This window comes from Paraburkholderia ginsengisoli NBRC 100965, assembly GCF_000739735.1.
GTDB lineage: Bacteria > Pseudomonadota > Gammaproteobacteria > Burkholderiales > Burkholderiaceae > Paraburkholderia > Paraburkholderia ginsengisoli.
Map to the genome: position 1 here is coordinate 1 of NZ_BBJF01000010.1, position 25,150 is coordinate 25,150.

General features: G+C 57.9%; 20 protein-coding genes and 1 tRNA gene. 12 read left to right on the forward strand and 9 right to left on the reverse strand.

What is annotated here, in order from left to right; translation table 11 throughout:
- Positions 1-467 (forward strand): septal ring lytic transglycosylase RlpA family protein (locus BGI01S_RS18270; RefSeq protein ID WP_042327449.1); only part of this gene is annotated, 467 nt, incomplete at its 5' end.
- A gap of 142 nt (positions 468-609) precedes the next feature.
- Here the strand turns inward: BGI01S_RS18270 and rsmI are convergent.
- Positions 610-1,488, reverse strand: a complete 879-nt coding sequence (rsmI, locus tag BGI01S_RS18275; RefSeq protein ID WP_042327387.1) for a 16S rRNA (cytidine(1402)-2'-O)-methyltransferase — start codon at positions 1,486-1,488, stop codon at positions 610-612.
- Between the two features lie 37 nt (positions 1,489-1,525).
- Between rsmI and BGI01S_RS18280 the strand changes: the two genes are divergently transcribed.
- The 7 genes from BGI01S_RS18280 (at position 1,526) to BGI01S_RS18310 (ending at position 8,224) form a co-directional block, all read left to right on the forward strand.
- Complete coding sequence (locus tag BGI01S_RS18280; RefSeq protein WP_408638592.1) at positions 1,526-2,077, forward strand: YraN family protein; 552 nt, start codon at positions 1,526-1,528, stop codon at positions 2,075-2,077.
- Positions 2,078-2,295: 218 nt separating this feature from the next.
- On the forward strand, positions 2,296-2,883 hold the full coding sequence (locus BGI01S_RS18285) for a phosphoheptose isomerase (RefSeq protein ID WP_042327388.1): 588 nt from the start codon (positions 2,296-2,298) through the stop codon (positions 2,881-2,883).
- Positions 2,884-2,909: 26 nt separating this feature from the next.
- A complete protein-coding gene (locus BGI01S_RS18290; RefSeq protein ID WP_042327389.1) occupies positions 2,910-3,701 on the forward strand; it encodes a BON domain-containing protein in 792 nt (263 codons plus the stop codon).
- Positions 3,698-4,057 carry a c-type cytochrome gene (locus BGI01S_RS18295; protein WP_042327390.1) on the forward strand — a complete coding sequence of 120 codons (360 nt, stop codon included), beginning with the start codon at positions 3,698-3,700 and terminating at the stop codon, positions 4,055-4,057. The genes BGI01S_RS18290 and BGI01S_RS18295 overlap by 4 nt, the downstream gene beginning before the upstream one ends.
- Positions 4,058-4,141: 84 nt before the next feature.
- Positions 4,142-4,217: transfer RNA gene (locus BGI01S_RS18300), tRNA-Ala, on the forward strand.
- Positions 4,218-4,315: 98 nt separating this feature from the next.
- Positions 4,316-5,794: a site-specific integrase gene (locus tag BGI01S_RS29010; RefSeq protein WP_052400495.1), complete on the forward strand. Its 1,479-nt coding sequence runs from the start codon at positions 4,316-4,318 to the stop codon at positions 5,792-5,794.
- A gap of 318 nt (positions 5,795-6,112) precedes the next feature.
- Positions 6,113-8,224, forward strand: coding sequence for a P-loop ATPase, Sll1717 family (locus BGI01S_RS18310; RefSeq protein WP_042327391.1), 2,112 nt, complete (start codon positions 6,113-6,115; stop codon positions 8,222-8,224).
- A 272-nt stretch (positions 8,225-8,496) separates the two neighbouring features.
- On the opposite strand, the gene BGI01S_RS18320 is transcribed toward BGI01S_RS18310, so the two are convergent.
- Complete coding sequence (locus BGI01S_RS18320; protein WP_157004222.1) at positions 8,497-8,766, reverse strand: AbrB/MazE/SpoVT family DNA-binding domain-containing protein; 270 nt, start codon at positions 8,764-8,766, stop codon at positions 8,497-8,499.
- A gap of 843 nt (positions 8,767-9,609) precedes the next feature.
- On the opposite strand from BGI01S_RS18320, the gene BGI01S_RS18325 reads away from it, so the two are divergent.
- Positions 9,610-9,849, forward strand: coding sequence for a hypothetical protein (locus BGI01S_RS18325; RefSeq protein WP_042327394.1), 240 nt, complete (start codon positions 9,610-9,612; stop codon positions 9,847-9,849).
- Positions 9,850-9,868: 19 nt separating this feature from the next.
- Positions 9,869-10,519 (forward strand): hypothetical protein, encoded by a 651-nt coding sequence (locus tag BGI01S_RS18330; protein ID WP_157004223.1) that lies wholly within the window; start codon positions 9,869-9,871, stop codon positions 10,517-10,519.
- Between the two features lie 453 nt (positions 10,520-10,972).
- Here BGI01S_RS18330 and BGI01S_RS18335 read toward each other — a convergent pair whose 3' ends face one another.
- The 7 genes from BGI01S_RS18335 to BGI01S_RS18365 form a co-directional block, all read right to left on the reverse strand.
- Positions 10,973-11,992: a hypothetical protein gene (locus BGI01S_RS18335; protein ID WP_157004224.1), complete on the reverse strand. Its 1,020-nt coding sequence runs from the start codon at positions 11,990-11,992 to the stop codon at positions 10,973-10,975.
- A 130-nt stretch (positions 11,993-12,122) separates the two neighbouring features.
- Positions 12,123-12,599 carry a hypothetical protein gene (locus tag BGI01S_RS18340; RefSeq protein ID WP_232624320.1) on the reverse strand — a complete coding sequence of 159 codons (477 nt, stop codon included), beginning with the start codon at positions 12,597-12,599 and terminating at the stop codon, positions 12,123-12,125.
- Between the two features lie 1,465 nt (positions 12,600-14,064).
- Positions 14,065-14,658 carry a hypothetical protein gene (locus BGI01S_RS30285; protein WP_157004225.1) on the reverse strand — a complete coding sequence of 198 codons (594 nt, stop codon included), beginning with the start codon at positions 14,656-14,658 and terminating at the stop codon, positions 14,065-14,067.
- A 1,036-nt stretch (positions 14,659-15,694) separates the two neighbouring features.
- Complete coding sequence (locus tag BGI01S_RS18350; protein WP_042327398.1) at positions 15,695-18,064, reverse strand: DEAD/DEAH box helicase family protein; 2,370 nt, start codon at positions 18,062-18,064, stop codon at positions 15,695-15,697.
- Positions 18,057-20,075: a site-specific DNA-methyltransferase gene (locus BGI01S_RS18355; RefSeq protein ID WP_042327399.1), complete on the reverse strand. Its 2,019-nt coding sequence runs from the start codon at positions 20,073-20,075 to the stop codon at positions 18,057-18,059. Before BGI01S_RS18355 ends, BGI01S_RS18350 begins: the two co-directional genes overlap by 8 nt.
- Positions 20,076-20,382: 307 nt before the next feature.
- On the reverse strand, positions 20,383-21,177 hold the full coding sequence (locus BGI01S_RS18360; protein ID WP_042327400.1) for a hypothetical protein: 795 nt from the start codon (positions 21,175-21,177) through the stop codon (positions 20,383-20,385).
- A 12-nt stretch (positions 21,178-21,189) separates the two neighbouring features.
- Entirely contained in the window at positions 21,190-22,029 is an 840-nt protein-coding gene (locus tag BGI01S_RS18365) for a hypothetical protein (protein ID WP_042327401.1), read from the reverse strand.
- 232 nt (positions 22,030-22,261) lie between these two features.
- On the opposite strand from BGI01S_RS18365, the gene BGI01S_RS30290 reads away from it, so the two are divergent.
- Together BGI01S_RS30290 and BGI01S_RS31140 are read left to right on the forward strand one after the other, a co-directional pair.
- Complete coding sequence (locus BGI01S_RS30290) at positions 22,262-22,633, forward strand: GIY-YIG nuclease family protein (protein ID WP_167335663.1); 372 nt, start codon at positions 22,262-22,264, stop codon at positions 22,631-22,633.
- Between the two features lie 155 nt (positions 22,634-22,788).
- Positions 22,789-24,057: an HNH endonuclease gene (locus BGI01S_RS31140; RefSeq protein ID WP_052400496.1), complete on the forward strand. Its 1,269-nt coding sequence runs from the start codon at positions 22,789-22,791 to the stop codon at positions 24,055-24,057.
- Positions 24,058-25,150 lie beyond the last annotated feature (1,093 nt).

A 25,150-nucleotide genomic window follows, 5' to 3' on the forward strand; every position in this document is an offset into this window, starting at 1 on the left:
CTTTTGGACCGCAATCCTACGGCAGCGCGCCTGCGTCCGGCCCGGTTGCCCAAGGCACGCCATTGGCCGACGCCAAGCCTCTGACCGACGACGGTGCGGACGCGTCCGACTTCCGTCAGACGGGTCGCGCTTCGTGGTACGGCCGCTTCTTTCATGGCCGTCGTACCGCCAACGGCGAACGTTATGACATGCACGCGCTGACGGCCGCGCATCGTACGCTGCCCCTTGGCTCGTATGTGCGCGTGACCAATCCGGCTACCTCGCGCTCGGTCGTCGTGCGTATCAACGACCGTGGTCCGTACGCGCGCGGTCGAGTGATCGACCTGTCGGCGGCGGCAGCGACTGCGCTCGACATGCGTCATAGTGGGACGGCGAGCGTGCGGATCGAAGGTCTGACGCAGCAGGAAGCTCGCGCCGAGCTGAACGAAACGCTGGCGTCGACCTCGGGTTCGAGCGCCGATAAATGATGTAGGCGCGACGACCGGCGCGTTGACGCACCCGGAGCGTCGCGCAGCACGGCGGCCATGCATGCCGTCTCCGCTCTCCGCAGAAAAAACGAAGGGCCGCGCAGTTCCAAACTGCGCGGCCCTTTTCTTTTGTCCGCCGGCTTTATTCTTCGTCCGCCTTCAGCGCCAGCGCGCGCGTGTACAGCGCGTTGCGCGACGCGCCGGTGATGGCCGCCGCGACCTTCGCCGCGCTGCTCACCGTCAACTCTTCCAGCAGGATGCGCAGCAACGCGTCGTGATCGTGCTCTCCGACCGCCTCTGGCGACGCGCCCTCGACTACCAGCACGAATTCGCCACGTTGCCGGTTCGGGTCTGCGGCGAGCCACGTTGGCCCTTCGGCCAGGGTGCCACGGTGCAGCGCTTCATGTAACTTCGTCAGTTCCCGCGCGATCAGCAGCTTGCGTTCGCCGCCAAACGCGTCGGCCAGCGCCTGCACCGTTTCGACGATCCGGTGCGGCGCTTCGTAGAACACCATCGCATGAGGATGTTGCGCCAGCGATTGCAACGTCGTCGCGCGGGCTTTGGGTTTCGGCGGCAAGAAGCCAAGGAAGGAGAACGTCGCGACCCAATCGCCGGCCGCGCTCAACGCGGTCGCGAGCGCGCTGGCGCCGGGCAGCGGGATGACTGGAAAGCCGGCTTCCCGAACGGCATCGACGAGTTTCGCCCCGGGGTCCGAGATGCCGGGTGTGCCCGCATCGGAGACGTAGGCCACGCGTTCGCCCGCTTGCAGATGCTCGATCAGGCGCAGCGCAGCGGCCCGTTCGTTGTGCTGGTGCACGGCGACGAGCGGCTTCGAGATGCCGTAGCGCGCGAGCAGTTGGCCGGTGTTGCGGGTGTCTTCGGCAGCGATGCGGTCCACCAGTCCGAGCACATGCAGCGCGCGCAGCGTGACGTCGGCGATGTTGCCGATCGGCGTGGCCACCACATACAGCGCGGCGGCGGGGTACTGCTGCCCTTGCGCGAGTTCGGAGAGAGGAGTCATGAGGCAGAAGACGCAAACAGACGAAAGGAGGCCGCCATTGTGCCACGCGGGGTCGAGCGGGCTGGGCGGCGAGCGTGGACGGGCGGCGACGACGATCGCGCCGGTCCCGACGTTGAGCAAGTCGACATCGACGCCGAGTCTGGCGCCGATGCCTGGAAAGATCACGACGATAAAACGTTCGCCCACCGCAGCACTGGCCGCCACGCACAACTTTTCCAGACCCAACGAGTCCAAGCTCGTCGGCGCGGCCTTCGAAGCACGCGCGCGCGAATTCCTGCAGCGTCAGCGTTTACGCTTTGTCGCGCACAATGTGTCGTGCCGGGGCGGCGAGATCGATCTCGTGATGCGCGATCGCGACGGCGCGCTGGTGTTCGTCGAAGTCCGTGCCCGCGCGCAGCGTCGCTATGGCGGTGCGGCAGCGAGTATCGGCTGGCAGAAGAAGCAGCGCATCGTGCGCGCGGCGCAGCACTACCTGGCGACGCGCAGTCACGGTTCGCGCGATCAGCCCGCGTGCCGTTTCGACGTGGTTGCGTTCGACAGCGGCCGGCTCGTCTGGCTGCGCGATGCGTTTCGCGCCGACGAAGTCTGACGCCGTGCGCGGAGAACGCGTGTGAGTGCGATAAACTTGCGCTCGCGTGCGGGCCGCGAGGCAACGTCAGCGACACGGTAAACGCGCATTCCGCGACGCTTTTTGCGCTTACGTATCGTGTCCGCCGGCGAGCCTCATCGGCGTCACGCGACTTCGCAATACGACTTCACAACACGGCCGCGCGGTGCGGTCCATTCGCGGTAGAAGATAGAGACTCGATGTCAGTCGAACGCATTCAACAACACTTCCGCGACAGCGCGGCAGTCAAACTCGAAGCCCTCGAAACCCTGTCGATGCCGATCGCCGCTGCGATCGACACGATGTTCGCCGCGCTCGCCAACGGCAATCGCATTCTCGCGTGCGGCAACGGCGGCTCGGCGGCCGACGCGCAGCATTTCGCCGCGGAGCTGATCGGCCGCTTCGAACGCGAGCGGCCGGGCTTGCCGGCTATCGCGCTGACCACCGACACCTCCGTGCTCACCGCCATCGCCAACGACTATTCGTTCGAACAGATTTACTCGAAGCAGGTGTGGGCGCTCGGTCAACCGGGCGACGTGCTGCTCGCAATCACCACGTCCGGCAATTCCGCGAACGTGCTTGCCGCGATCGAAGCCGCGCACGAGCGCGAAATGATCGTGGTCGCGCTGACCGGCAAGGGCGGCGGACGCATGCAGGAAGTATTGAGCGATACCGACATCCACGTGTGCGTGCCGTCGGATCGCACCGCGCGCATTCAGGAAGTGCACTTGCTGACCATCCATTGTCTATGCGACGGCATCGATGCCATGTTGCTGGGCGAAGACTGAGACTGATTCCGAAGGAGAGCTAGTTGATGAGCGTATTCCGCATCAAGAAGACACTGGTGAGAACCGTGCTGGTGGTTGGGTTCGCGGCGGGGCTGTCCGCAACGTTGCAGGGTTGCTTCCTGGCCGTGGCCGGTGCGGCGGGCGGCGGCGCGCTGGTGGCGACCGACCGTCGCACGCTAGGCGCGCAGACGGAGGATCGCGAGTTGCAAGTGAAGGCGCTGTCGCAGATCAGCCAGAATTTGCCCGATAGCGCGCACGTGAACGTGGCGGTGTTCAATCGCCGCGTGTTGCTGACCGGCGAGGTGGCGGGCGACGCGTCGAAGCAGCGCGCCGAGAGCATCGTACGCGGCTTGAACAACGTCAATACGATCGTCAACGAACTGGCGATCATGCCGGCCAGCTCGTTCTCGTCGCGCACTAATGACACCTATCTCGAGACGCGTGTGAAGACCGCGTTGATCGCCGAGAAGAACATTTCGGCGAACAACTTCAAGGTGGTGGCGGAGCGGGGTTCGGTGTATCTGATGGGCCTCGTCACGATGGACGAAGGCAACCGCGGCGCCGACGTCGCGAGCCGCGTGCCGGGCGTAGTCCAGGTCGTGAAGGTGTTCCAGTACATCCAGCCGCAGGAAGCCGCGGCGGCAGCCACTGCGGCGGCGACCGCGCCGGTGGCGGCTTCGCAGCCGGATGCGGGCGAGCCGACGGTCGGCGCGATTCCGGATTCGTCAGTGAGCGCTCGGCCGCTTGAGCAGCAGGCGCCTGCACCGGTCAGCAATTCGAACTCGGTGCGTCCGGGTAATCCGAAGGCGACGCCATGAGGCATGGCGTCGTTGCTGTTGTCGCCGCGCTGATGCTCGGCGCGGCGGCGAGTTTTGTTGCGACGACGGCGTTCGCTGCCTCCGATGCCGGTGCGCAGCGCGGTCGGATTGTCGCCAATGCGAATGCGTGCATGGGATGTCATGCGGTGGATCGCAAACTGGTCGGCCCCTCGTTTCAGCAGATCGCCGCGAAGTACAAGGGCGATGCTCAGGCGCAAGCGAAACTGGCGCGCAAGGTGAAGGAGGGCGGCTCCGGGGTGTGGGGCATGATTCCGATGCCGGCCCATCAATCAATGAGCGATGCGGACATTCGAGCAGTGGTGGATTGGGTGCTGGCGGGCGCGCCGTCGAAGTGATGTGGTGATGCGTAGTGGTGGTTTTTTGCCACGTCTTTGGCTTGGCAAAAGAGAAAATGCCTGTGCTAGAATTGTTCGCACGTTGGGGGGGTAGCTCAGCTGGGAGAGCGTCGCGTTCGCAATGCGAAGGTCGGGAGTTCGATCCTCCTCCTCTCCACCAAGAATACGTATCTCATTGAAGGGCAAAGGAATTTTGCTCCAAACGTCGCCGGTTCTGGCTTGGTGTCACGCAACAGTGTCACACAAGGCAAACCGGCGATGGCATTTAAGCTCCCCGCACATCTGCACCGCAACCGCTACGGCGTGTTGTATTTCCGACTCGCGATTCCGGAAGACTTAAGACCCATCTTCGGAGTCCGGGAATGCTGGCGTAGTCTCGGAACCTCCAGCGTCCGCGACGCGAGCCTTACTGCACAGACGCTCAAGGCGTCGCTTCAACAGCTCTTCTGCGAACTGCGTGGCGCCGACCCTGCTCGGCTACCGGATCTTGTTCGAAGCTTACCCACAATGCTCGAGACGGCTTCGCTGGCCAGCGGGCGCGTTGGATCAACACTATCGGGATCCGCTGAGTCGCCATCTTTGGCAGAACCCATTGAGAGTTTGCCGACTCCGGTGAGATCGGCAGGTGTCGTTGCCGCCCCTCGAGGCACCTCGCCAAGCGTCGCACCACGCCTGTCAGAAGCCGTCGAAGCCTACATCCGGGCGAAGAACGCAAAGGACTCTTGGACCCCGCACACCGAGAGGGCTAATCGCGCTGCTTTCGGGCTGCTGCGCGAGCACTTCGGCGATCGCCCGATCGATCGATTCGAGACCGACGACATGATCGAGTTCGTCAATCTGTTAAAGCGGCTGCCTGCGAACCTGACCAAGTTGCGAGCGAAGGCGGGAAAGAGTCTCGCGGATGTCGTAGAAATGGGCTTGCCACCCATGGCACCACGCACTGCCGGCGAATACATGTCTCGCATCAGCAGCCTGTTCAGGTGGTGTTGCAAGAGCGAAAGGTTTTCCATCACGTTTAACCCTGCCGCAGAGTTTGCTGCGGGCAAAAAGCAGGCGACTTATGAGCGCCGTCCTTTCACGAACGACGAACTTGCGATGCTGTTCTCTTCGGCCGAATTCGCAGCTCGCCGGTTCCGCTTTCCTTCCGAATATTGGCTCATGCCCCTTGGCATCTTCACTGGTGCTCGATTGGGAGAGCTCTGCCAGATCAGCCTGTCAGACTTCGTGGAAATCGACGGAATTCACTGTATAGCGATCAACGACGAGCAGCCCGAACAAAAGCTCAAGAACGATAACGCCCGACGCCTGGTTCCCATTCACAGCGAACTTGTTGCCCTCGGCCTGCTTCGCTACGTCGATCGGCTCAGAGCGCGGGGCGAAACCCGACTGTTTCCGGAGTTGAGCTTGATGCCGACGACGAGTCACGAGGCGTCGAAGTGGTTCGGCAAGTTTCGTCGCCGTGCTGGCGTGACAGCGAAACAGGAGACCGTCTTTCACTCTTTCCGACATGGATTCATTACCTGCCTGCTGGACGACGAGCGCGGCATCTCGGAGCACCAGATAGCGCCAATCGTCGGGCACGAGGCAAAGCTGATTACCGGCAAGGTCTATTGGAACAAGAAGGACGCGAACAAGCGTAAGCCCATCGTCGAGATGTTTCAGCTCGCGCCTGCCGTGCGAGCGCTAGTGCCGTCGGTTGAGCAGGTCACCTTCGCCTGCGATGTGTGCGGGGCGTGATTTAGGTCGGTCGAGTTGCCGACAGGGCGTTGCAGCGGGCAGCCCAAAAAGCCTCCACACTGCTAAGCGGTCCGGATTCAAAAGGCTAACTGAAACCAATCCCGCGCCTCAGCATACTGAATTCATCGTCGGTTAGGTAAAAACACATTGCTTCACAGCATAAGCGGCTCCCGATAAGATCCTCAACTACCGTGCAGGCACTCATTCTGATCGACCAACGTCGCTACTGTGGTTTAATTTGCAGGCGCCCAGTTCAAAGTCAAATCCTGGCGCGGAAGTCTCACATCCAACAAAGAATCCGAGCGAAGAGGATCAGTAATGAAACCGCTACGTGCCAGCTTACTCGGCGAGCAGACAGCTGAAAATGACGCAAGGCTCCTGCTCGCAAACTTCATCGAAACACCGGAATATCGCTCTATCCTGGAAGCAAAGGACAGCACGGTCGTTGTCGGGCGTCGAGGAACAGGCAAAAGCGCAATGTTTGCGAAGCTTCAGGAATTTTGGGGCACTCAAAAGGCCGCAAACGTAATCGCGATCGCGCCTGAAGACTTTCAAACGATCAGCTTCCGTTCGATCTTCAAGCCTTTTGAGGGAAGGTATTCTTACGTGCGATCGGTCGCCCGCATTGTTTGGAAATATGGCTTTCTGATGGAAATGCTTTGCCACCTCGCAAAGCATTTTAAGACGCGTGAGCGCATCGCTGATTATCGGATTGCGCAGGAACACATCAAGCGCTGGCAATCGGTCCCGAGTGATTTTTTTACCGCGCTATCCTCGCGCATTGCGCCGCTCGTGCGTGCCGCGGGTGCCGATCCTGAGGGGCTCATCGGCAGTCTTCACCAGACGCTCGAGATTAATGAACTAGAGCGCGCATTTTCGACCCTGCTCGACGCCTCTTCTGTGCGATTCTTCATTCTGATTGACAAGCTTGACGAAGGCTACGAGAACGATGAAACCGGGGCCGCGATCGTGTCTGGCGCTATCGCTGTGGTTGCAGAAGTAAACAAGCGATACGACCGTGTGCGCCCCGTCATCTTCCAGCGCGACAATATTTTGCGTGCGGTGCAAAAATTTGATCCCGACTATACCCGAAACATTGAGGGCGAAGTTGTATCAATTCACTGGGATACATACCAACTTCAGCATCTTGTTGCTAAGAGATTGAACACTGCGTTCGGGATGCAGATTGAAAACGCCCAAAAAATTTGGGATCGGTGCACGGCGAACGAGGGGCTCGGTCGGGAACTCCAAGGCATTGAAGGTTTCAAAAAATGCCTCCAGTTCACTCTCTATCGCCCACGCGATCTTCTCTCCTTATTGAATCAAGCGTTCTTTAGTGCCGCGCGCGAGGACCGCGCCACGATTGTTTTGCGAGATCTTGAAAAGACCGCCAAGGCTATCTCCGGTAACCGCCTTGATGATCTTCGCAAGGAATATAGCTCGATCATCCCGTCTCTAACTGTGGCCGTATCAATGTTCGAGCATGGCGCACCGGAGATGACATACCGCGACGCGCTTTCAATTATCGACGGCATGCCCAGCGCAATCAAAGCCGCAGGCGGCGGCGAGGCGGTTGAGCAAGATTACGTTATTCTAAAAAGCGATGGCGTAATTCGTTCGCTATACAGTGTTGGGTTTGTTGGCACGCACGACGAGAACTCAAATACATTCACTTTCTGTCATGACGGTCGTCAGCCAGATCGAGGATTTACATCAAACGATCGAATTCTTGTGCATCCATGCTATTGGATAGCTCTTAACCTTTCGCGTAACGCTTTAGCTCCAGATGAGGCCGAACAGATCAACGATGAATATGAGATCAAGGTCACGTCAACTTCACCGGAAATCAGGGCTCAGCGCATCGGGTCTCTTATCGCAGAGCTGGGGCAAATTCAAGAAGGGAGGCAGGACGCCGATGAATTTGAGGTTTGGACCCTTACCGCCGTGCAGACTGTGTTCGCAGGCCACCTAAGCAATGTGGAAAGAAAAGCGAACGGGAACGCGGTCCAACGCCGCGATATTGTAGGAACGAATCTGGCGAAATCATCAGCTTGGTCGCGTATCGAAAAGGACTATGGGGTCCGTCAGGTCGTATTTGATGCCAAAAATTACAGATCTGTTGGGCGTGACGAATATCGACAGATGTCAACGTATCTCCATGGCGCCTACGGGCGTCTTGGCTTCTTGGTGACGCGAGACGACGACGAAAATCTGCACTCTGGCGCCGAACTCGACTGGGTCCGCGAGATTTTCACTAATGAAAAGAAGCTGATTGTGCGCCTTTCCTATAAGTTCTTTCAGCGCCTGCTCGGCAAGCTACGCAACCCAGAAAAGCACGACGCAGTTGATAGCGCGTTGTCAGCCTTGCTCGACAACTATGAGCGACGCTACCTGAGTTTGCAAACAACCAGCGCGCGAAAGAAAAAATGACCTTCACTTCTTATGCTAGTTTCTAAATGATTAGCGTGTCTTGCCCGTTGCTCCGCCAAGTCTCGCACGACGTTCGCGACGCCGGTTTTTTCGGTAATTTTTCATATGATGCGATGCCGATATCGATTGAAACGATAGACTGGCTCGATCAACCGATCCTTGACTTGAGCGTGACGCATCGACCCAGCAAGCGGAGCGACCTGAGTTTTTGTGTCGAGGGCGACGTCGACGAAGGGAACCTGTTAGGACTATTGAGTTAAATTGTGCCATTCCTACGGCTTATCATCGGCCGTCGGATCATCGGGTCCGCCGAGTTCACTGCCTTGCGGCGGACCAAAATCAATCAACGGATGTTGCTCCGATGGATCACGCGCCTTCGCCTGTCTGATAAAGCGTTCGCGAGAAAACGGTTGTGGCAACCGTCGCATCACGATGACGCCGTTGAGAAGCGTCACCGCGATCTGGGATTGCTCATCTATCCCGGCCGCGTCGGCGATCTCTTGCGGGAGAATCACCGCGATCGATCCGTCTATTCGTTTCACAGTCGTTTTCATTGGACACCCGAAGTCACGATCATTAATACTTGCAGTGTAACTGCGCGTGCGCAAGACTCAAGCGCGGCATGAGAAGTGGCGCCGCGAACGACGATGGATGCCTGAAGTCGGTGCGTGAAGGTCATCGTCGGGCAGCCAATACATCGTCCTCTCGTGTGCTGGACATATAAGGAGCCGAGATATTCCTTCGCCGGCGAGGAGACCATCCCCATCAAAGTCCACCGGCAACCCTAGGACCTCCACTCTCACTCGCTTTGAGATAGCTCCTAGCTACGACGGCTGCGTTCAATCTGCTAGTGCCCGCGACGGTAGGCGCGGTGCAAACTTGATTGCACCAGCAAGGATGCATCTGGCCGATGCTTTAACGTCCAAGGTGGATCCAAGCTGGTTGGCCGATGTCGCAAACACAGCAACACCGCATAGCATGACGGCGTTTCATCGCCTCTCTATCGAGGCGAAGTCTTTTATTCGACACCACTCCCTCTACAGAGTGCCGATGTCTCGGTGTGCGGGCGGGGAACAGATTGCCATCGGCTCGTTCAACTATACCAAGGACGTGCCTTCTTCCGTTGAGTTAAGGTCTAGTTAGAGTTGGGTTCGCGACGTCGAATGCCAGTATTACGTTAGCACTCGGCTCTCTACAATCGATTCATCATCATTTAGAGAGAGTGAGAACATGACGGACAGAAAAGCGTGCGTTTTGCGTTTGCACGAAATCCTCGATCGTGCATTTTGCGATGCGTGCAAATCCGACGAGCAAATTGCACGCGAGACAAATGTCGTAGCGCTGGATTCGTTAAAGCAATTCGACGCGGTGCGGCGAAGCTACCCATGCAATTCGTTCCAACATTTGCTGTTATCGCCGATCTTGACGTAGCCTATCTCATGCGCGTCGCGCTGAACGAGTATCACCCGGGTCTACTAGATTTGGTGGAACCGCTCATTGGCGGGACAATGCTTAGTCATGCAGAGAAGAAGCTGATTGAGTCATTCTGCTTTATCGCTGAAGGCTCTGACGGTGTGCCTGTCATCATCGACCGCGACGCGGTGCTCGCGATCATCACAACCTAACCCAGGGAGACCTTTACTGATGCGCCTCAATTCGATCGAGTCACTCGCTGGCTTTCCCGTCCTTAGCGTAAGAGACGCCCTGCGACGCATGCCGTTTTTTAACGAGGGCGATATAGCGAAAGCACTGAATACAAGTAGCGAACGAGCTGCCGTGCTTATGGCAGAACTGGCGCGCCGCGGTTGGTGTCGCCACACCGGACATAGCGATACCTGGGAGATATACGGCGAAGGCATGCAGTTTTTGGCCGCCTCGGCCGCACGTCCCATCTCGCACCGGCGCGCGAATGAATTGTTGGCTGCGGTTATTGAACGAGCCAACGCGTTCGAGCATTCGTTTCCTGATTGGCCTATACGCCTGACGAAACTCGCCGTGTTCGGCAGCTTCCTGACAGAAGCACCGTCGTTGGGCGACCTAGATGTGGCCGTGGATGTGAAAAAGATGCTAGGTGATGACTTCGAATCTGCGCTCCACGATGCGCGGGCACGTGCCGAAGCGGATGGCTTCCGGGCACGCTCGAAATTGGAAAAGCTTTTGCTGCCCGAGCTGTTCGCCTATCACAAACTGAAGGGCAGGAATCAGTCGATCTCGCTTCACGGGTGGGGCGATCTGGTTGCTTTGGACTGTCCGTATAAACTGGTGTGGACCGATAGGCCTAACAATAGCGCGTAGCCGCGGCCAACAGCGCGCGCCATAGCGACGAGAGAGCGACTGTGACGATACCCATCGACATGTCACCATGGGTTCTACGCACAAGTTACGGCTGCCTGCTGCTCGATACGTCCATGGCGCCCTTTTAGCCGACGCGCACGCCTTCAGAGCGCGGCCGGATGGAAATCAGGCTAACCGGTGCGTATGTGGGACGTATGATAGCGACGGGTCCGCGGGAACGGTCCGCAACCACGGTGCCGCCGGATCAGCTCGCCCGAAAATGGCTTTCGCCCATTTATCAAGTTGCCCATGTAACGCTCGAAGCCACTCCCCTGCGCGAGAACGGGCACACCGTCCGCTCTGGGCTTCATCACCATGTCGGAGGTGGCTGTCGTGACGGATAGGTAGTTATTAGAGTTCCACCGCGTTCTTTGAAATGGCGCGGACTTGGGTGTTTGGCGTCCCCAGATTTTCTCAACTGACCGGCCTCACCGCTCTCTGGCGCCAGCGTCTCGACAGGTCGCGGAATGCGTCGCGCGCCTTTCCATTCAATATGTTGTCGGCCTTCGTGGACGTGCGGTATTGCCGCTCTCCGCTGTAGCCACTTCGGTCTTTCGCAACGCGCCAGCGCTGCTTGCGCTCGCCAACTTGTATCGTTGTGTCTTCTAGCATCAATTTCTGCAGGAGGCTCAGATTTGGCCTCATCATGCGAAACTTGGCAGACATGCTCAAATCGTTTGCGAAGTCTGCATCTGCCCATTCGGCTACGTGGCGATAGGGCAGCGCGTCGCCTCGCAAGGTGATCTCTATTCGTGCGCGGTGGTCCGCTTGCGGCAATGCCGTCCCATTTTCGTCGGTGGTCTTGACGTAAATGTGCTGATAGCGATCGTCCGTTTTGTTCCCAATCGCAATTTGCCAACCGGCTGATAAACGCCGCACCAGCGCGCCGCGATGGAACGGAATACTTGCGCCGCTTCCTCTGAAGTCTCGGTAGATTCGGCAGTTGTCGTTATTGGCAACTACGAGTGTGCAGAACTTGTAATAGCGCATGGCTTGTTCGGCCAGTTCGACTGCGCTCTCTGTCCTACTGTAGGCATCGAAAGCCACTTCGATAGCTGTCACCTTCGCCGGATTAGCGAAATGGAATTTTCGCTCGAGTTGTTCCAGTGTCGAGGCGACAAAGCTCCATGCTTCAGGGTCATGCAGTCGGAATCGGAAGACAGATGCAGCTCCCCCCGGCCCTTCGTCTTGAGCTTCAACAAACGTCTTTCTATCGTCGAGCATGGACAGCGTCGCTTTGAGCGCGCGCTTGACTGTCTGGAAGTTCGTCCGCGTCACTGTCGAGATTTCGACCTCAATCCAGTCAACTTCAGCTCTGAAGCGGAGATGGCTATAGTCCATTTCGTTACTTGTATTGATTGCTGTCTGCGCTGTTCCGTTCAGCGGGCTTACCTGGTTACTGCGCCAGTCAAAACTGACTGTTTCGTTTCGCAAGAGCAAACATCGTTTTGTCGGCGCGCTGCCGTATGCATTTTGTTGCTGATCGACTAGACCGGCGGATGCGGTCAGACAACGAGCGCCGCCGGAGTGCCCTGAATTGGACGCGGCCGTATTCGGAGCACCATTAGCTCGCAAGCTTTTCTCCCGCTTTCGCGGCGTCTGAAAGCGCTTTTGCGATCGCCCTTGCTTCATGCAGTTCCAGTCGATAGACCATCAGCGGAGCATTCGTGATGAGTCGCACGAAAGGCGTTCCTGTCGCCTCGTCCACCTGGAGCGTGACGCCGGCGACTTCAAATCGGCGGCCTGTGCCGCTGCCACCTTTCTCGCCGATGCCGAACGCCTGTAGCGCCTCTGCGGCAGGCCCGCTCAGCTTAATGTTTCCGACGCGACGGCCTTTCTCGAATTCGACAAACCGAGCCAGGTCTTCAGGCGCGTAAAAGGCACCCTTCCCGATCCGGGAGAACGGGATTCGATGGACAGGCGCTCGATCGGTCCGACGGTTGTTGATGAGAACGCTAGACCAGTAGGCGCTATCGCTCTCGTCAGGCAGTGCGCGAGACAGAAATTCCGCTGCGGCTTGAGTGCTGTATAGCTCGTCCATCTGATAGCACCGTTGTTCGAAAGCACCAGGATATATGCTAGTCAAAATCTAGTCAAGATTGACTTGATGGTGACGATATTGGCCTCCGTTCGGTTGGCGAAATCAAGGCGGTCGTTTGGGTCAGCGACGTAGCGATTGCCGAAACCGTGGTTGATCGATGACATTGCGGAACCAAGCCGATTAGCAGTCGAACTCGGTTCCGAAGATCCAGCGCATATACGACTTCCGGATCTAGGAGAGCATTGATGGGTAGGGAACCGGACGATGGCGATCAGAAGTGCGAGTAGGGCGTCGGCGAGGCGCATTGTATCCAGACCGAATAGACATCCGCTTGAACTCGAGGGCCGCAGAAGCGAAGAATGCCAAGGCTACGGATCTGATACGGATCTGATATATGCCGCACACCGACGCCGCGCAAAACGCCATACCGATCGTCGCCTTAACGATACAAACACCCGCGTTGAGCAGGAATGGTCAGCAGACTTGGACGTCAGTTACAAGCGCGCGAACAACCTTCACCACGTGACGGCCCTCGGATCATGTAGAGGCAGTGTTAGATATGTGGGTAGAGGAGACGGCTATGCCTGTAGATAAGTCGGTGTATCTGGATGTGTAGGTGTTGTATGTAGTTATTAGAATGCTCACCCTGTTTCTCGCTGCGTCAACGTTTGCGCGGTGTCGCTTCACCCAAATTTCCGCAAGCACGGATACGCTGGCTACCTTCGTATCAATCGCCGCCGACTCCGCCAGAGTTCCCCGGCCCTCTCGGCGACAATTTTCATCAAGACACCGGAGAAATGCGCGCCTGCCGCCTGACAGCATACCGGCGAATGTCGCGATGACGACCGTCCCACCGAGTGGGACGGCAACGATATTCGCAACGTTACTACAGTCTGTCCAGCCACCATCCTGCAACCCTTGCACACGGACGCCTAGAACGCGTTTTGGCCGTCCCAAAGCGCTAGCGGCGCCCAATCCCCGCTCATTAGCCGCAGGAGCGGTTACAAGCCGTTTCACGCGTTTCAGACGCACTGAGTTCGTTCAGTCCCTCGTGCTGCGACTCCGATACGTTGTCGGTTGGTGTGATCGAAGCGAGCAGTGGCCGGTCTTCGCTAAAGTTGGTGACGATCACAAGCCACATACGCTCAACCGCCCAACAACGTCGCCCTCGGACTTCCCTTTTTCATCGCTCATCGGGCAATCTGGCTTTTTATACACAGCCAAGTCGAGGTGCTCAACAAGTCTACGTGCCCATCCTTGTATTGATTAGCCTGTCGAGCAATGTAGGCCGAAAAGTCGGCAGCAGCGAACGCAAGTAACGCGCCCGCTCTGTTCGCCCACTCGTGAAACCTAGAGCCCTTCTGATCATTGACCAAGGGCAGCGCCACCCGAGGACTGGCCTGTCAAGACGCTATAGGCGGTGGTGGGGACGTGCCGGCCGCTTACGGGGCGATCGGCTCATTACTCAGAAAAAGCCGACCGGCAATGCTGCACCGAAATTGGCATCGCCAGCGGTCGTGACGGTGAGCCGATATTTGGCATCGCAGCTCGCCAACCAGCGCGACAAGGAGTAAGAGTCGTGCACGTTCCCTGGTGCAGGCTTCCCTCCGATCATTGGACATAATTGTGACGGTGCGCCAGAAGGTCTGTTGTTCTTGCCCTGATAGCCAAACATTCTTGCCAGGGTAACGACGTGGTCCGGGTTTTCATCACTCACAGCGTAATACAACGTCCTCAATTTCTCTGACATCTCTAACGGTAAATGAACGACTAATGTCGCCGTTTGTCCGGTATCCAGTGTCAAGGGACTTGTCTTCTTATAATTAAACAAGACTGTATTGGCTTCAAAATCTGGGGGAATGACTTGAAAGTCGCTGCTTTGATATCGAGTCGGGCCGTCCTCTTGGGACACAACGCTGCGAACAATTACGGTTTTATCTTCGCTCAGGTTTGTGACCTTTACCACCCAGCACAGCGTAAACGTGTTGCCAGCATAAGCGTCCACCTCGCAAGTAGGCGCTCGCGCGACTTCCGCCAACAATTTGTCCTCTTTGCGCATCTCAGCGCGATATGCAACGTAGAACGACGCACACGATAAGAAAAAACCGAGGATTGATATTACGAGGGGCAACCAAGTTGCGGACGTCGTCTTTTCCGGAGCCATAGCCCACCCGAATCGCAATCATCATGGAGCAACTATAGACGGTCCTACTTGGCCTAGGGCGGCTGAATAAGGAGCAACCGACTCGCGCGGCCTTGTCTCTATAAGGAAGCGCGGTTGGCGGTCTAGAACGAGAGAGACAAGGCCACCTGCATCACACTAATTTTCTAGGAGTTCTCCTTCGCAGATGACCGCAGACAACAGACGGAGTCCCGAGCCGCACTCGAGCCGCTCGATGAAGCGGCGAAGCCCGTAACTTCGTTGTGCGCGCTTGGCAAGGGAAATTACGGGCCAAAGGATGAGGAGTGCCACGATTGTAAAGAAAACTACCAATACGGGGTCCATCGCGACCTCCTTTACGCCTTCATGTTCCAGCTGGCGTTGCCGAGCATCAACTATAGGCAGGACTACGCCGTTGCGGGGGTGGAAAGTATAAGGATGCAGTGCCGGAGCTGGCCAGGCTCTATAAGGAGGGGTATTTGGCGGTCTGGAACGAGGAAGGGAAGGGCACCCGCATAAGCCGAATTTCCTAGGGCTCAGCCCTTGCGCGTCTGTTCGCGGCCGCAGCGCCAAGATGCGTGTGGCACGCGGTTCGCCGACGTAAAATTTTAAGATGTGTCGGCGGCAGCTCCCGTTCCGGTGAGGGCCACCTAGCAGCGAGAGGTGGCGGGTAGGCGTAAGCAGGGCTTAAAGGCGTTGGAGTTACGGGGCATCTCATTAAATTGTCGGTGCGGTAGTCGAACGCACCATTGACCCGTGCACAAATGCGCGCAGAACAGGCTAGGTCGACGACTGACGCCGCTTCTCGGCGAAACAGGCGCGTTTCTGATAACCCCATTTTGGCACTACTGCCGTCGCTAGGCAGCGCTACTGCGCCAATCGAGAAATTGTTCGCCAGCGGGCCCATTTATCTATTTGATCCACGATGCCAGCGTTATTTTAAGCACTCTCTCAGCGCGTCTTTCAGGTCGTCCACATGGATGGGCGTCGGGTTGCCCGATTTCATTTTCCACACCGTGTAGCCACCTTTTACCGCTTTGCCGCGCAACTCGGATTGTGTGCCTTCACTGATAAAACGCACTTGAATCTTTGTCTTTCCGCTGTCTTGAATGTCGAAAAGTTTTCGCGCCACGGCGTCCGAGAGAAGATGCCCGCCCTTGGTGTCCAAGCAATAGATCAAGTCCTTCTTCCATACGATGAAGTCTGGGTAGAACGAAGCAGTGTCGCCTTCCGAGAGCAGCGGGATCGAAAAACCACCAGCGCTCGGGTTGCGATGCCACGTGAAGTTGCTTGCGTCGATTGCCTGGGCGAACGCCAGCTCAAATTTGTTGAACCCGTGATAGCGTTCATAAAGCCCGTTCGTGAACGAAGTCCCCGCTTTGGGAACGCGCATGGTTCCGAACGGAAATTCGTTTTCGCTGGCGTAGACAAGCTCCGAATGCTGGAAATAGGCTTTGACGATGTTCGCCGCCATGGATTCGGCCTGCTTGTGCGCGTTGCTTTGCGCTTGCACTCGAACGTCGAACTTCGCCCCTTTGAGGTTGGTGGCGGCTAGGGCGCGATTCGAGCGGCTGCGCAAGGCATTGTTGACCAACCAGCGAAGCCGAACGGGATTGGTTTGGCCATGCGCAATCCATGAGGGCGGCTCGTCTTCGCCATCCAACTTCTTGAGGTCGACAAGTTTTTTTGCCGCGTGAGCTTGGGCGATAGTGTCGACGGTTCCCTCGCTGAACGTGGTGAACTGGGATACGAGCTCCGCAATTTTACTCGCTGCGGCGTCCGCTTCGACGCGGACGGGGCTTAGCGAAACGGACACGTCATCCTTAGGCTTAATGTCCATTGCGCCCGAGCTGCTGCCACTGAAGTTGCTGATGATTTCGATCGGTGCGCCTTCCTTTTGCAGTTTCTTCTTGACTGCGTCGATGGCCTCAACGAACACGCTTTGCTTGTCCACGCGAAGGAAGAAGTGTGCAGAATTCAGCAGCGCGTTATCGTAGTGCGTCGCGTTGTATTGGCGCAGGGCACGCCCAATGATTTGCTCGACTTGGACCGAAGAGCCCATGCTCTTGTCGATGTAGGCTAGATAGCAAGCCGGATCGTCCCAACCCTCTTGGAGCGCGAGGTTAAAGATAATGTGCTGATAGTCGCCCGTCGTGAAGTCGTCGAAATCGCTGTCGCCTTTCGAGAAGAGGTTGAGTTCGTCGGGCTTTGTTCCGTCTGCAAAAGCAAGGTTTGCATAAATCGCGATCGACTTCGGATCGACGCCCTTCTTCTCAACCAGATAACGCCAAATACGAATCGGTGGCGCTTGGCGCTGTTGGAAGGGGAGGGCGTGGTCGTCTTTTTGCCCATCGTCACCGATGTTCGTTTTGGAGACGTAGATGGCCTTCGGCCTGAAGCCCAAGCCACGAAGATCAATCTCCTCTTGCAACACGCCCAGGCGTGCCGTCAGCTCGTCAAGGCAATGCTCCATGGCGGCGGTCGTGCCATCGAATTGGATGGCGCGCTTGATAAGCTGCGCGTCCACGACGTCTTCGCTTCTTACGGTCGTGGTGACGAATCGTCCGATGTCAGGCTCGCCGTGCTCGTTCAGCGCATGCAGTTCTTCAAACGCGGCCACGTCGCCCGCGGCGTCGTCCACCCAAAGCTTGATGTGCTGGATCACCGATTTGTTGAAGGCGTCCGGGAGCTTCAGTGTCGCCGACGCCAGTAAGTAAGCGTCAGGCTCCAACTCAGCAAGCAGCTCGGTTTGCTGCGGCGAGAGATTATGTCCTTCGTCGTAGACAATCAGCAGGGGGCGGCGTTTTCCCTTGTCCAAGCGCTCGATGAGCCGCTCCCACGGTGACTGATTGCCGAACAAGTCCGCGTCCTGTTTGTAGATGTTCAGCGCGCCTTCGGCTTGATCTTTGTTATTGAACAGGCCAGTGGTGGCGAGCACAAGCAATGGCGTCGATCCGTCGGAGATGAGCCCGGGGGTCAACTGCCCGACATTGATCACCGTGAAGCCGTCAACGATTTCGCTATATTTCCCGCCGGAGAAATTTGTGAACGTTTGAGCGACTACTGATTTCGCCTTAGAGATCCAGAAAACGATCGGCTCGGCAGAAAAATGGGCGCGCATGAGCGCCACGGCCTGAGCGAGCATTGGGGTTTTTCCGGCGCCCGTTATCGCGGAAAGAGCCTGAAAGAACGGCCGCGGCGTTTTTCCTCCCTTCCAAGGCCGGTCGGGGTGGTTGGCGAAAAAGGCGTAGCGCTCGGCGATCAGTTGCGCAGCATGTGTTTGAAATACTTTAAGGTCAAGCATCTACCGCGTCCTCGGTGTCTTCGTTATTGTAGGAGTCGGAGCGCGGATCAAAGCCAATCTGCTCCAAAACGGCGTCGGGTATCTTGTAGAACTCGATTCCGGTTCCGGTGTAGGTCGCGATAGATGCGTAGATATGGTAGCGAGCCGTCAAGCTCGCTTCCTTGGCTTCCGCAACGATGCGTTTGAATGCGTCGCGATTCAGCACCGAGTCTGCGTCGGGAGCATCCCAAATCAAAAAGAAGCCTTCGTTTTTCGGATTCACCGCGAACAAATGGCGATGCGAGCCACCGGGCAAACGTTGAAGATACGACTTCGCCTTCTCCGCTTTATTCCAATAGCTGGTCAGCAGCAAATCAATCATTTCCTCACGCGCGAGAGCATTCACCGCGTCAGCGTCGATTTTGCTTCGCTGCAACTCAACGAAACGAAAACCCGATTGCACGGGGGCTCGCTTTCCGCTGGCCCAATCTCCCGTAATGACTCGTTTGATACGGTCGGCCGTTAGACTTTTCGCGTAGTGGTCGCCTTTTTCCGTATTGCCTTGTTCGATGAGGATGAACCGGCGCTTGGCGGCGGTTTCAGCATTGAGTTCCAACACGGCTTGACCCGTCGTGCCCGAGCCCGCGAACGGATCCAACACAACGCCCTCTGGGCGGCACCAGATTTGAACAATTTTCTTGATCAATCGCAGCGGCTTCACTGTTTTGAAGTTGTGCCCCTTGCCAACGACGGCGTCAAGCTCGGTGATGCCCGCTTGGCTGTGTCCAGACTCTTCGTGGTCCCATGACTGCGTCTCAATATCCAGCGGCAGCTCGTAGTCCTCGTCCGCCCAATAGGACATAGGGACTTTGCCTTTGCGGATGTCTTTAAGGTAGCGCTTCAAGCGCGGGCCGCCCTTGCCTTTGGACGTGAAAATAAGGCGAGGCCAAGGCCCTTTCGACAGGATTCTCTCGGCCAATTTTTGGGCTTCGGACAGCACGCTTGCCGGTCCCACTGATTCGCCGGCGGTGAACTTTGCGCCCTTCAAAACGAGTGCCTTGACCTTTACGACCTTCCCGTTTTTTTCATCGGTGAACTCGTTGCCGTCATCAATCCATTTTTCCTCGTAGGCAGATCCCCAGCCTTCCAGCCACGCCTTCATGTCCTTTTTATCGCTTCGCCAGCAAGCGCCCTCGGGAGGGTAGAACAGCGCGCCGGTGAAAGGGCTCTGGATTGCGTAGACCATTTTCCGGTGCGTGTCGGCGCCAGGCCCGGACGGATTGTCTGACGCCCACTCGCCTTCGGGGTCTTCATCCTCGTTGACATAGCGGGCGTTCATTTCTTCGGTTCGATCGAGCAGGCCAGTTTTCGCTCGGTCCAGCTGTTTGGCGTAGACGAGAACGTATTCGGTCGCAGTCGACACGCCGCCTTTCTTCCCGCCCGTATCGCTTTTGGGCGAGTAGGCTTTCTGCCAGTTGATAATGCCGATTCGATTTTCTTCTTTGAAGATTTCGTCCATCAACATGCCTAGGCGATAAAGCTCCCGGTGGTCAATGCAAATGGCAATCACGCCGCCAGGCTTAAGCATTTCTCGCATCATCCAAAGACGCGGTGTCATGAATTTGAGCCACTTGCTATGGCGCGAGCCGTCATCTTTGGCGACCAGTTCGCCAAGGTCAGGATCGTTCGGATCCTTGTCCCACTTGTCGTTGTATCGGAAGTCTTCGCCGGTGTTGTAAGGCGGGTCCGTAACGATCAGGTCGACTTGTCCGCGATGCTTGTAGAGCGTCACCATCGTGGACAAATTCTCGCCGTCCCAAATTTCGTTTTCCGCTTGGCGCGCTTCATCGCCGGCGGAATATTTTTTTACGATTTTGTTTAGTTTTGGTTTGACGAGACGGATGATTTGCCAGGGGGCAGTTCGCCCGGTGTAGCTCATCACAATCCCGTTTTTGCCGGCGTCTCGCGACGCCGCTTCCTGCTCTTGGAGCAGGCGAATAAGGGTGGCGCGGGGCAGTTCTTCGAAGTCCATCGGCAACCTGAGTCGGAACGGCAGCCGCGCTTTCGCGACCGCCCATATGCTAGGAAAGTATTGGGCCGGTGGATCCGGCAAGCATCGCATTGTAGCTGCCCGATGGCGGGCGCCCAAGCTCGCTGATGGGGCGGCTTTGCCTCTCTTGCGAGGGGTTTCTCCAAGGCGAGCCGGATCCCGCAATTGGCGTGGGCGGCTGATTTTTCCGCGAGTATATACTGTATAAATAAACAGGTGGTTGGGATTTGCGCCCAGCTCGTCCGCGCCGCCGTTCGGAGATCGGAGGGAGGACGGCGCTGTCGGACGCTTATGCTCCGCGGATTTGTCCGTGCGCGGTCACATTCAGGTAGCCCTTGGGCGGCAGGGGATGGCGTCGGCCGGTTGCGTCGAGGAAGGTGGTTTTGTTTTTCTTGCCTTGTGGTTCAACGTCGAAGTGAAAGCCATCGGGCAACCGATAGGAGTAGCGCCAATCGCCGGGGAACTCCGGGTTACCATGTCGAGGGCCGTCGTCATTCCAAATCCACGAATTGTCGTCGAGCCACGGCGTATTGAGGAACCTGTCTATGCGGCGCCGGTGCTCGCGGACGAAGCGTTCGATAAGCTCCGCCGCTGCCGACAGATGACCCTGATTGTTATAGCTTTCAGACAAGCGCCAAATCTCGCTCAACTCGCGCTTTGCCAGGAAAATCTCCGGAAGGACCAAAGGAGACGCAGAGTCTGCCGGTTGGACATGCTCCGCCCAGAATGTTTCCTCCAACGTCGCAGCGGATAAGGCTTCGATAAGCGGCGCAAATTCGCCTCGCCCGGTCTCGCCAACGGCTTTGGAGTCAAGCCAGCGGAAACGAAAATGCCTGCGAATTTCGTCCTCGATTTGCTTCCGTTGACGGTCTGAGGAAACGGCGAAGATATGAGCCCCCCTATGCGCTTCCGCAAGTCGGCACAAGCCATCCACCTGCTTAGCAAGAATCGTTGCCTCGCCGCGCTTTTCGCTGGGAAAAAGCTCCCAAGACCATCCATTGAACCGGTCTTGACCCTCTTGAAGCGCCTTTTTTATGTGCGCCGACAAGCTTTGCTGATAGCCGGCAAGAATGAACACGCCCACTGGCGGCCCCTCCTATGCTTTGCCCAGCAATCGAAGAACGATGTCGAGAGGGATGTGAATTCTCGCGAGATCTTCCTGGGTGAGTTGCGCGGCAATTTCCGCCAAGCCCGATTTGCCTTCTACGCTAACCGGAGCGGCCGTAGCCATCAGCGGGAGCGAGCGTGGCTCTGAAAGTTGGACCCAGTCTGGTTGCCAAGGGACGGCTTTGTCTGTTGCCCACGTCCGCAGCAACGAATTAAGCGCGCCGAGGCGGAACGTGTGCCAATGCTTGATGAGGCCGAAGCTATGTATCGCTTGGCTGAAAGCCTGGAGGGGCGAGTTTTGCGTGAGAGCCCCCAGCAGGGCTTCCTTGGCGGTCTCTGGCACGTCCACTTCATCGGCGAATCGCTTTCTCACTGCGAGCTCGTTTTCGAGCGAGGACTCCGGCAGCGCAATTGCCTCAGCTGGGGCAGGCTCGCCAGCCTTCACCCACAACACCGAATTGCTGCTGGGAAGGTAATGCGGCTTGCCGGCTTCCGCCGAGGGGAGTTTCGTTAGCGCTTTGAACAGGTCCTCGCGGATCCGCGAGTTCGGTGGTGGTGCATGCGAACTGGAAATCGTGATTAGGTCCGGCCGGTCGACTGGCGCGACGAGGATGTCGCTCCCCGGTTGCCTGTGGAGCAGAATCTGCGATGGGAATGATTCAATGAACGCTGAAAACCGCTTTACGCCAGGCGGAGGAAATTCGAGTCCGCGGGACGATGCGATCTTGGCGACGGCGGCTCGGAGCTTGGCGCCGGGGACGGCGGTCTTCGTTCGTTCGATCTCGCTCGTAAGCGCTTCTTGTAATATTTCCAGCCAAGGATTAGCCATAATCCAATTTGAAATGAAAAAAGGGCACACCAAGGCGCCCTTTTTCGGAGAAAGTATCACGCACGCGAACAACTAGCCTGTTTGACAAGACCGAAGACTTATAAACAAGTTGAAGCGACGAGGATGTTAGGGTCACCGTGGAGGAACCGCTAAGTCGCGCCGCGCCAGTTGGCGATCCTTCCGGATTAGCACAGAAATAGCCTGGCTGATGCGGAATCGCTGCCTTTATACCATGCCGGGCAGCTTCCCGCAAGCGGCGCTCATGCAGGCTTCAAATGCTGCCCACTTCTTGCACGGTGGCCGAGTTAAGGAAAACTGTGCACTCTCGTGCGCAAGACAGCTATTTTTTAGCGGGCCGCTTGAGTTCGATCATTTGAACTTTAACGCGTTCGAGCGGCTGGTGCATCATGTCTTCGCCGCGACGCGCTGGGACATAGACGTGATGGATCGATTCGGCAAAGCCGTCAAGCCACGCGAATGGTTTCTCCTGCAGCTTTCGATCGTCGAGCAGGCGGTTCCCTTCATCGTCGACGGCTTGATTTCGGGCTTTCGCTACGACCACCGATCGTGTTCTATCGTCAAGTCGTCGAATCAACCAGGCTGAATTGCGGCTGCGCTGCTTAAAGGGCGGAGCCGTCAGGGGCGCCTCGCTATCGATCTGTGCGTTAGCGAATAAACGCCCCGTGCGAGTCGGAGGACAGTGCGGACGAGCACCTCGCGCGATCGCATTCTCGACAACCCGAATCTTGTGGACTTCCCATGACCGTCGACATCGCAGACGAAGGCATCTCCGCATACCTCCAACGCATTCGCGTCAACTTCCCCACCTTCCGCGCCTTTGGCCGCGGCGGCGGTGCCGTCGACGCCGCGGAGCGCAATTACAAGATCGAGCTGGTGCAGCTCTTCCAAACGGAGCTCGCCGAGCGTTTGCGCACGCTGCCGGCCGAGACCGCCGAGCGGCGAGAAATCGGCGCGCAAATCGCCGCTTTTTTCACGCGTCGGCTGAGTGACGGCGCAGCTCAAAATTTGGTTAACTGGCGATATTGGACCGCGCTCACGCATCTTGACGGCGACGGGCAAAGCGATTTTGCCGTCGCGGTGGCGGCTCTTTTGTATGGTCCCAGCGCCATTGAAGCGCGTATTGACGCCTTTGTGCCGACGCTTCGCGATTTGCTCGCCTTGGGCGGCGACGATCTTAAGGCGTGGCCGGCCAAGTCGCGCATCTTGCCCAGCTTCCTGCTGATGCTGTCGGATCCTCAGCGACACTGCATTGTCAAAAGCGAGGAATTCAAGCGAGCCCTGGAGTCGTTGGCGGTCGTAAAGCAGCCGCCTCAGCCCTTGACCGGCGAGGACTACGGATGGTTGCTCGACTTTCTAGCTTCCCTGCGCGCCGCGCTCACCGATCGCGGACTTCGGCCACGCGACATGGTCGACGTGCAGACCTTCATTTGGATCGGAGACCGAGATTACACGCCGGACGAGCTCGGCAAAACGAAGAGCAGCGAAAGGGCTAAGGCGCCCGCCGAAGTCGCGGCCGCCGTTTTGATTGAGGATCTCGCAGAGATCGAGCGCGAGGTGCCGGACATCACGGAGCGCGAGCAATTGGCGAAAGCGCGGGTCGGGCAAGGGCGCTTTCGCGCGGACGTGACCACGAAGTGGGGGCGCGGGGAGGTTTGCGCGCTCACCGGCATCGCCATCTCCGAGATGCTTGTCGCATCCCATATCAAGCCCTGGCGCGATTCGGAGAACCACGAGCGGTTGGACCCAATGAACGGCTTGCTGCTCGCGGCCCATGCGGATCGCTTGTTTGATCGCTATCTGATGAGCTTTAAAAAGACGAACGGCGAGTATGTTTGCGTCGTTCATCCGCGGCTGCGGTTGGAGGCCAAACGCGCTGGCATCGCCGACGGCGCGAAGCTTTCTGTGGAGCAACTCGGGTTGTCGGATGAGAGGCGCTTCGAGAAATACATGAACGAGCACCTAGCCAAACATCTCGAGCTCATCGAGAATGAGCAGCCGGAGGCGTAGCGATTGGGCCGGCGCGCAGGCGACCCGCGACCGCGGTTTCGACCCCTTCGCAGACGCCGACGAGGACCGAGGGAACGGTCGAGCCGTCGAGCGGGCGCCGCAGCGTTGGACATTGCTCGCGCTCGGAGACAGGTTTAGACACAATGAGCTGGCCTTGTGCGGGCTCAAGTTCTCCGATCCGCCGTTTGCCCTCCTTCCGCCCTAACGTCTGCGGCGAAACGCTTGCGACTACAGCGGGTGAGCTTGAGGGGCGCGAGGTCGAGTTGATGGAGCAAAACCATCACGCGTATTCCTTGGCGCTTGCCGCGGACATGGACGTTGACCGCGCGCGACAGGCCCAGAAAGCGGGCGAGCAGCAAACTCGGCGGGTGGCGGAGCGCGAAGTATGGCGTTCAAGAACGCGAGCCGCGTCTGGCCCTGGGGGCGCGGGAAGACTTGTGCTTCAACAAATCGCTGTGCATTCCTGTGCCGTGGACCTCGGACTACAAAGTCGTGCGCTGCGGCTTGAGCGAGCGCAGCGACAGAAGCGGGCAAAACCGCGCGAGCGTGCAACCATTCGCTTGCTCGCCGCGCTGTCGACGGGCCGCCTGGAGCGGCAGGCAGGCGTTTTCTTGTGCTCCGCGCACAGCGCGGACAATGGGTCGTTTGATCATCGCGGCCGCGAGATCCCCCGCGCGGTGGACAATGGAGAGTCCGTCGAAGCCCGGGTCGACCACGCGCCGCACATCACCTGCGCGCGCAGCCTAGAATTAGCCGAGCGATTCGCGAGAACAACAGAATCACGACGAGGGGCCGGACGCGAGCAAGGAAACCGCAGCCATCCGACGCGGAAATCGCGCATGACGCCAGGCCCGAAACTCTTCGTTCGGAGCTTATCCAAGCGAAGCAGGTAGTCGCGGTCGCCCCAAGTGCGCAACAGCCTTCACCCGGCGATTTGTTTGAGGCGGTGGACCGCAACGACGCCGCCGAGCACGCCCTGCGCCACGCGCCTCCGAGGCGACTGCTGCTGACCCGGAAGCGTTTCAAGTCGGCGCAATGGCGCATTGCTCTCCCCGCATCAGGCGACCAGCCGAGCCCTAGAATATAAATGAAT

Bases quoted from the DNA above. Each gene is read 5' to 3' on its own strand.
- rsmI (WP_042327387.1), bottom strand. From the start codon at position 1,488: ATGACTCCTCTCTCCGAACTCGCGCAAGGGCAGCAGTACCCCGCCGCC.
- BGI01S_RS18285 (WP_042327388.1), top strand. From the start codon at position 2,296: ATGTCAGTCGAACGCATTCAACAACACTTCCGCGACAGCGCGGCAGTC.
- BGI01S_RS18290 (WP_042327389.1), top strand. From the start codon at position 2,910: ATGAGCGTATTCCGCATCAAGAAGACACTGGTGAGAACCGTGCTGGTG.
- BGI01S_RS18295 (WP_042327390.1), top strand. From the start codon at position 3,698: ATGAGGCATGGCGTCGTTGCTGTTGTCGCCGCGCTGATGCTCGGCGCG.
- BGI01S_RS29010 (WP_052400495.1), top strand. From the start codon at position 4,316: ATGGCATTTAAGCTCCCCGCACATCTGCACCGCAACCGCTACGGCGTG.
- BGI01S_RS18310 (WP_042327391.1), top strand. From the start codon at position 6,113: ATGAAACCGCTACGTGCCAGCTTACTCGGCGAGCAGACAGCTGAAAAT.
- BGI01S_RS18325 (WP_042327394.1), top strand. From the start codon at position 9,610: ATGCAATTCGTTCCAACATTTGCTGTTATCGCCGATCTTGACGTAGCC.
- BGI01S_RS18330 (WP_157004223.1), top strand. From the start codon at position 9,869: ATGCGCCTCAATTCGATCGAGTCACTCGCTGGCTTTCCCGTCCTTAGC.
- BGI01S_RS18340 (WP_232624320.1), bottom strand. From the start codon at position 12,599: ATGGACGAGCTATACAGCACTCAAGCCGCAGCGGAATTTCTGTCTCGC.
- BGI01S_RS30285 (WP_157004225.1), bottom strand. From the start codon at position 14,658: ATGCGCAAAGAGGACAAATTGTTGGCGGAAGTCGCGCGAGCGCCTACT.
- BGI01S_RS18350 (WP_042327398.1), bottom strand. From the start codon at position 18,064: ATGCTTGACCTTAAAGTATTTCAAACACATGCTGCGCAACTGATCGCC.
- BGI01S_RS18355 (WP_042327399.1), bottom strand. From the start codon at position 20,075: ATGGACTTCGAAGAACTGCCCCGCGCCACCCTTATTCGCCTGCTCCAA.
- BGI01S_RS18365 (WP_042327401.1), bottom strand. From the start codon at position 22,029: ATGGCTAATCCTTGGCTGGAAATATTACAAGAAGCGCTTACGAGCGAG.
- BGI01S_RS30290 (WP_167335663.1), top strand. From the start codon at position 22,262: ATGCCGGGCAGCTTCCCGCAAGCGGCGCTCATGCAGGCTTCAAATGCT.
- BGI01S_RS31140 (WP_052400496.1), top strand. From the start codon at position 22,789: ATGACCGTCGACATCGCAGACGAAGGCATCTCCGCATACCTCCAACGC.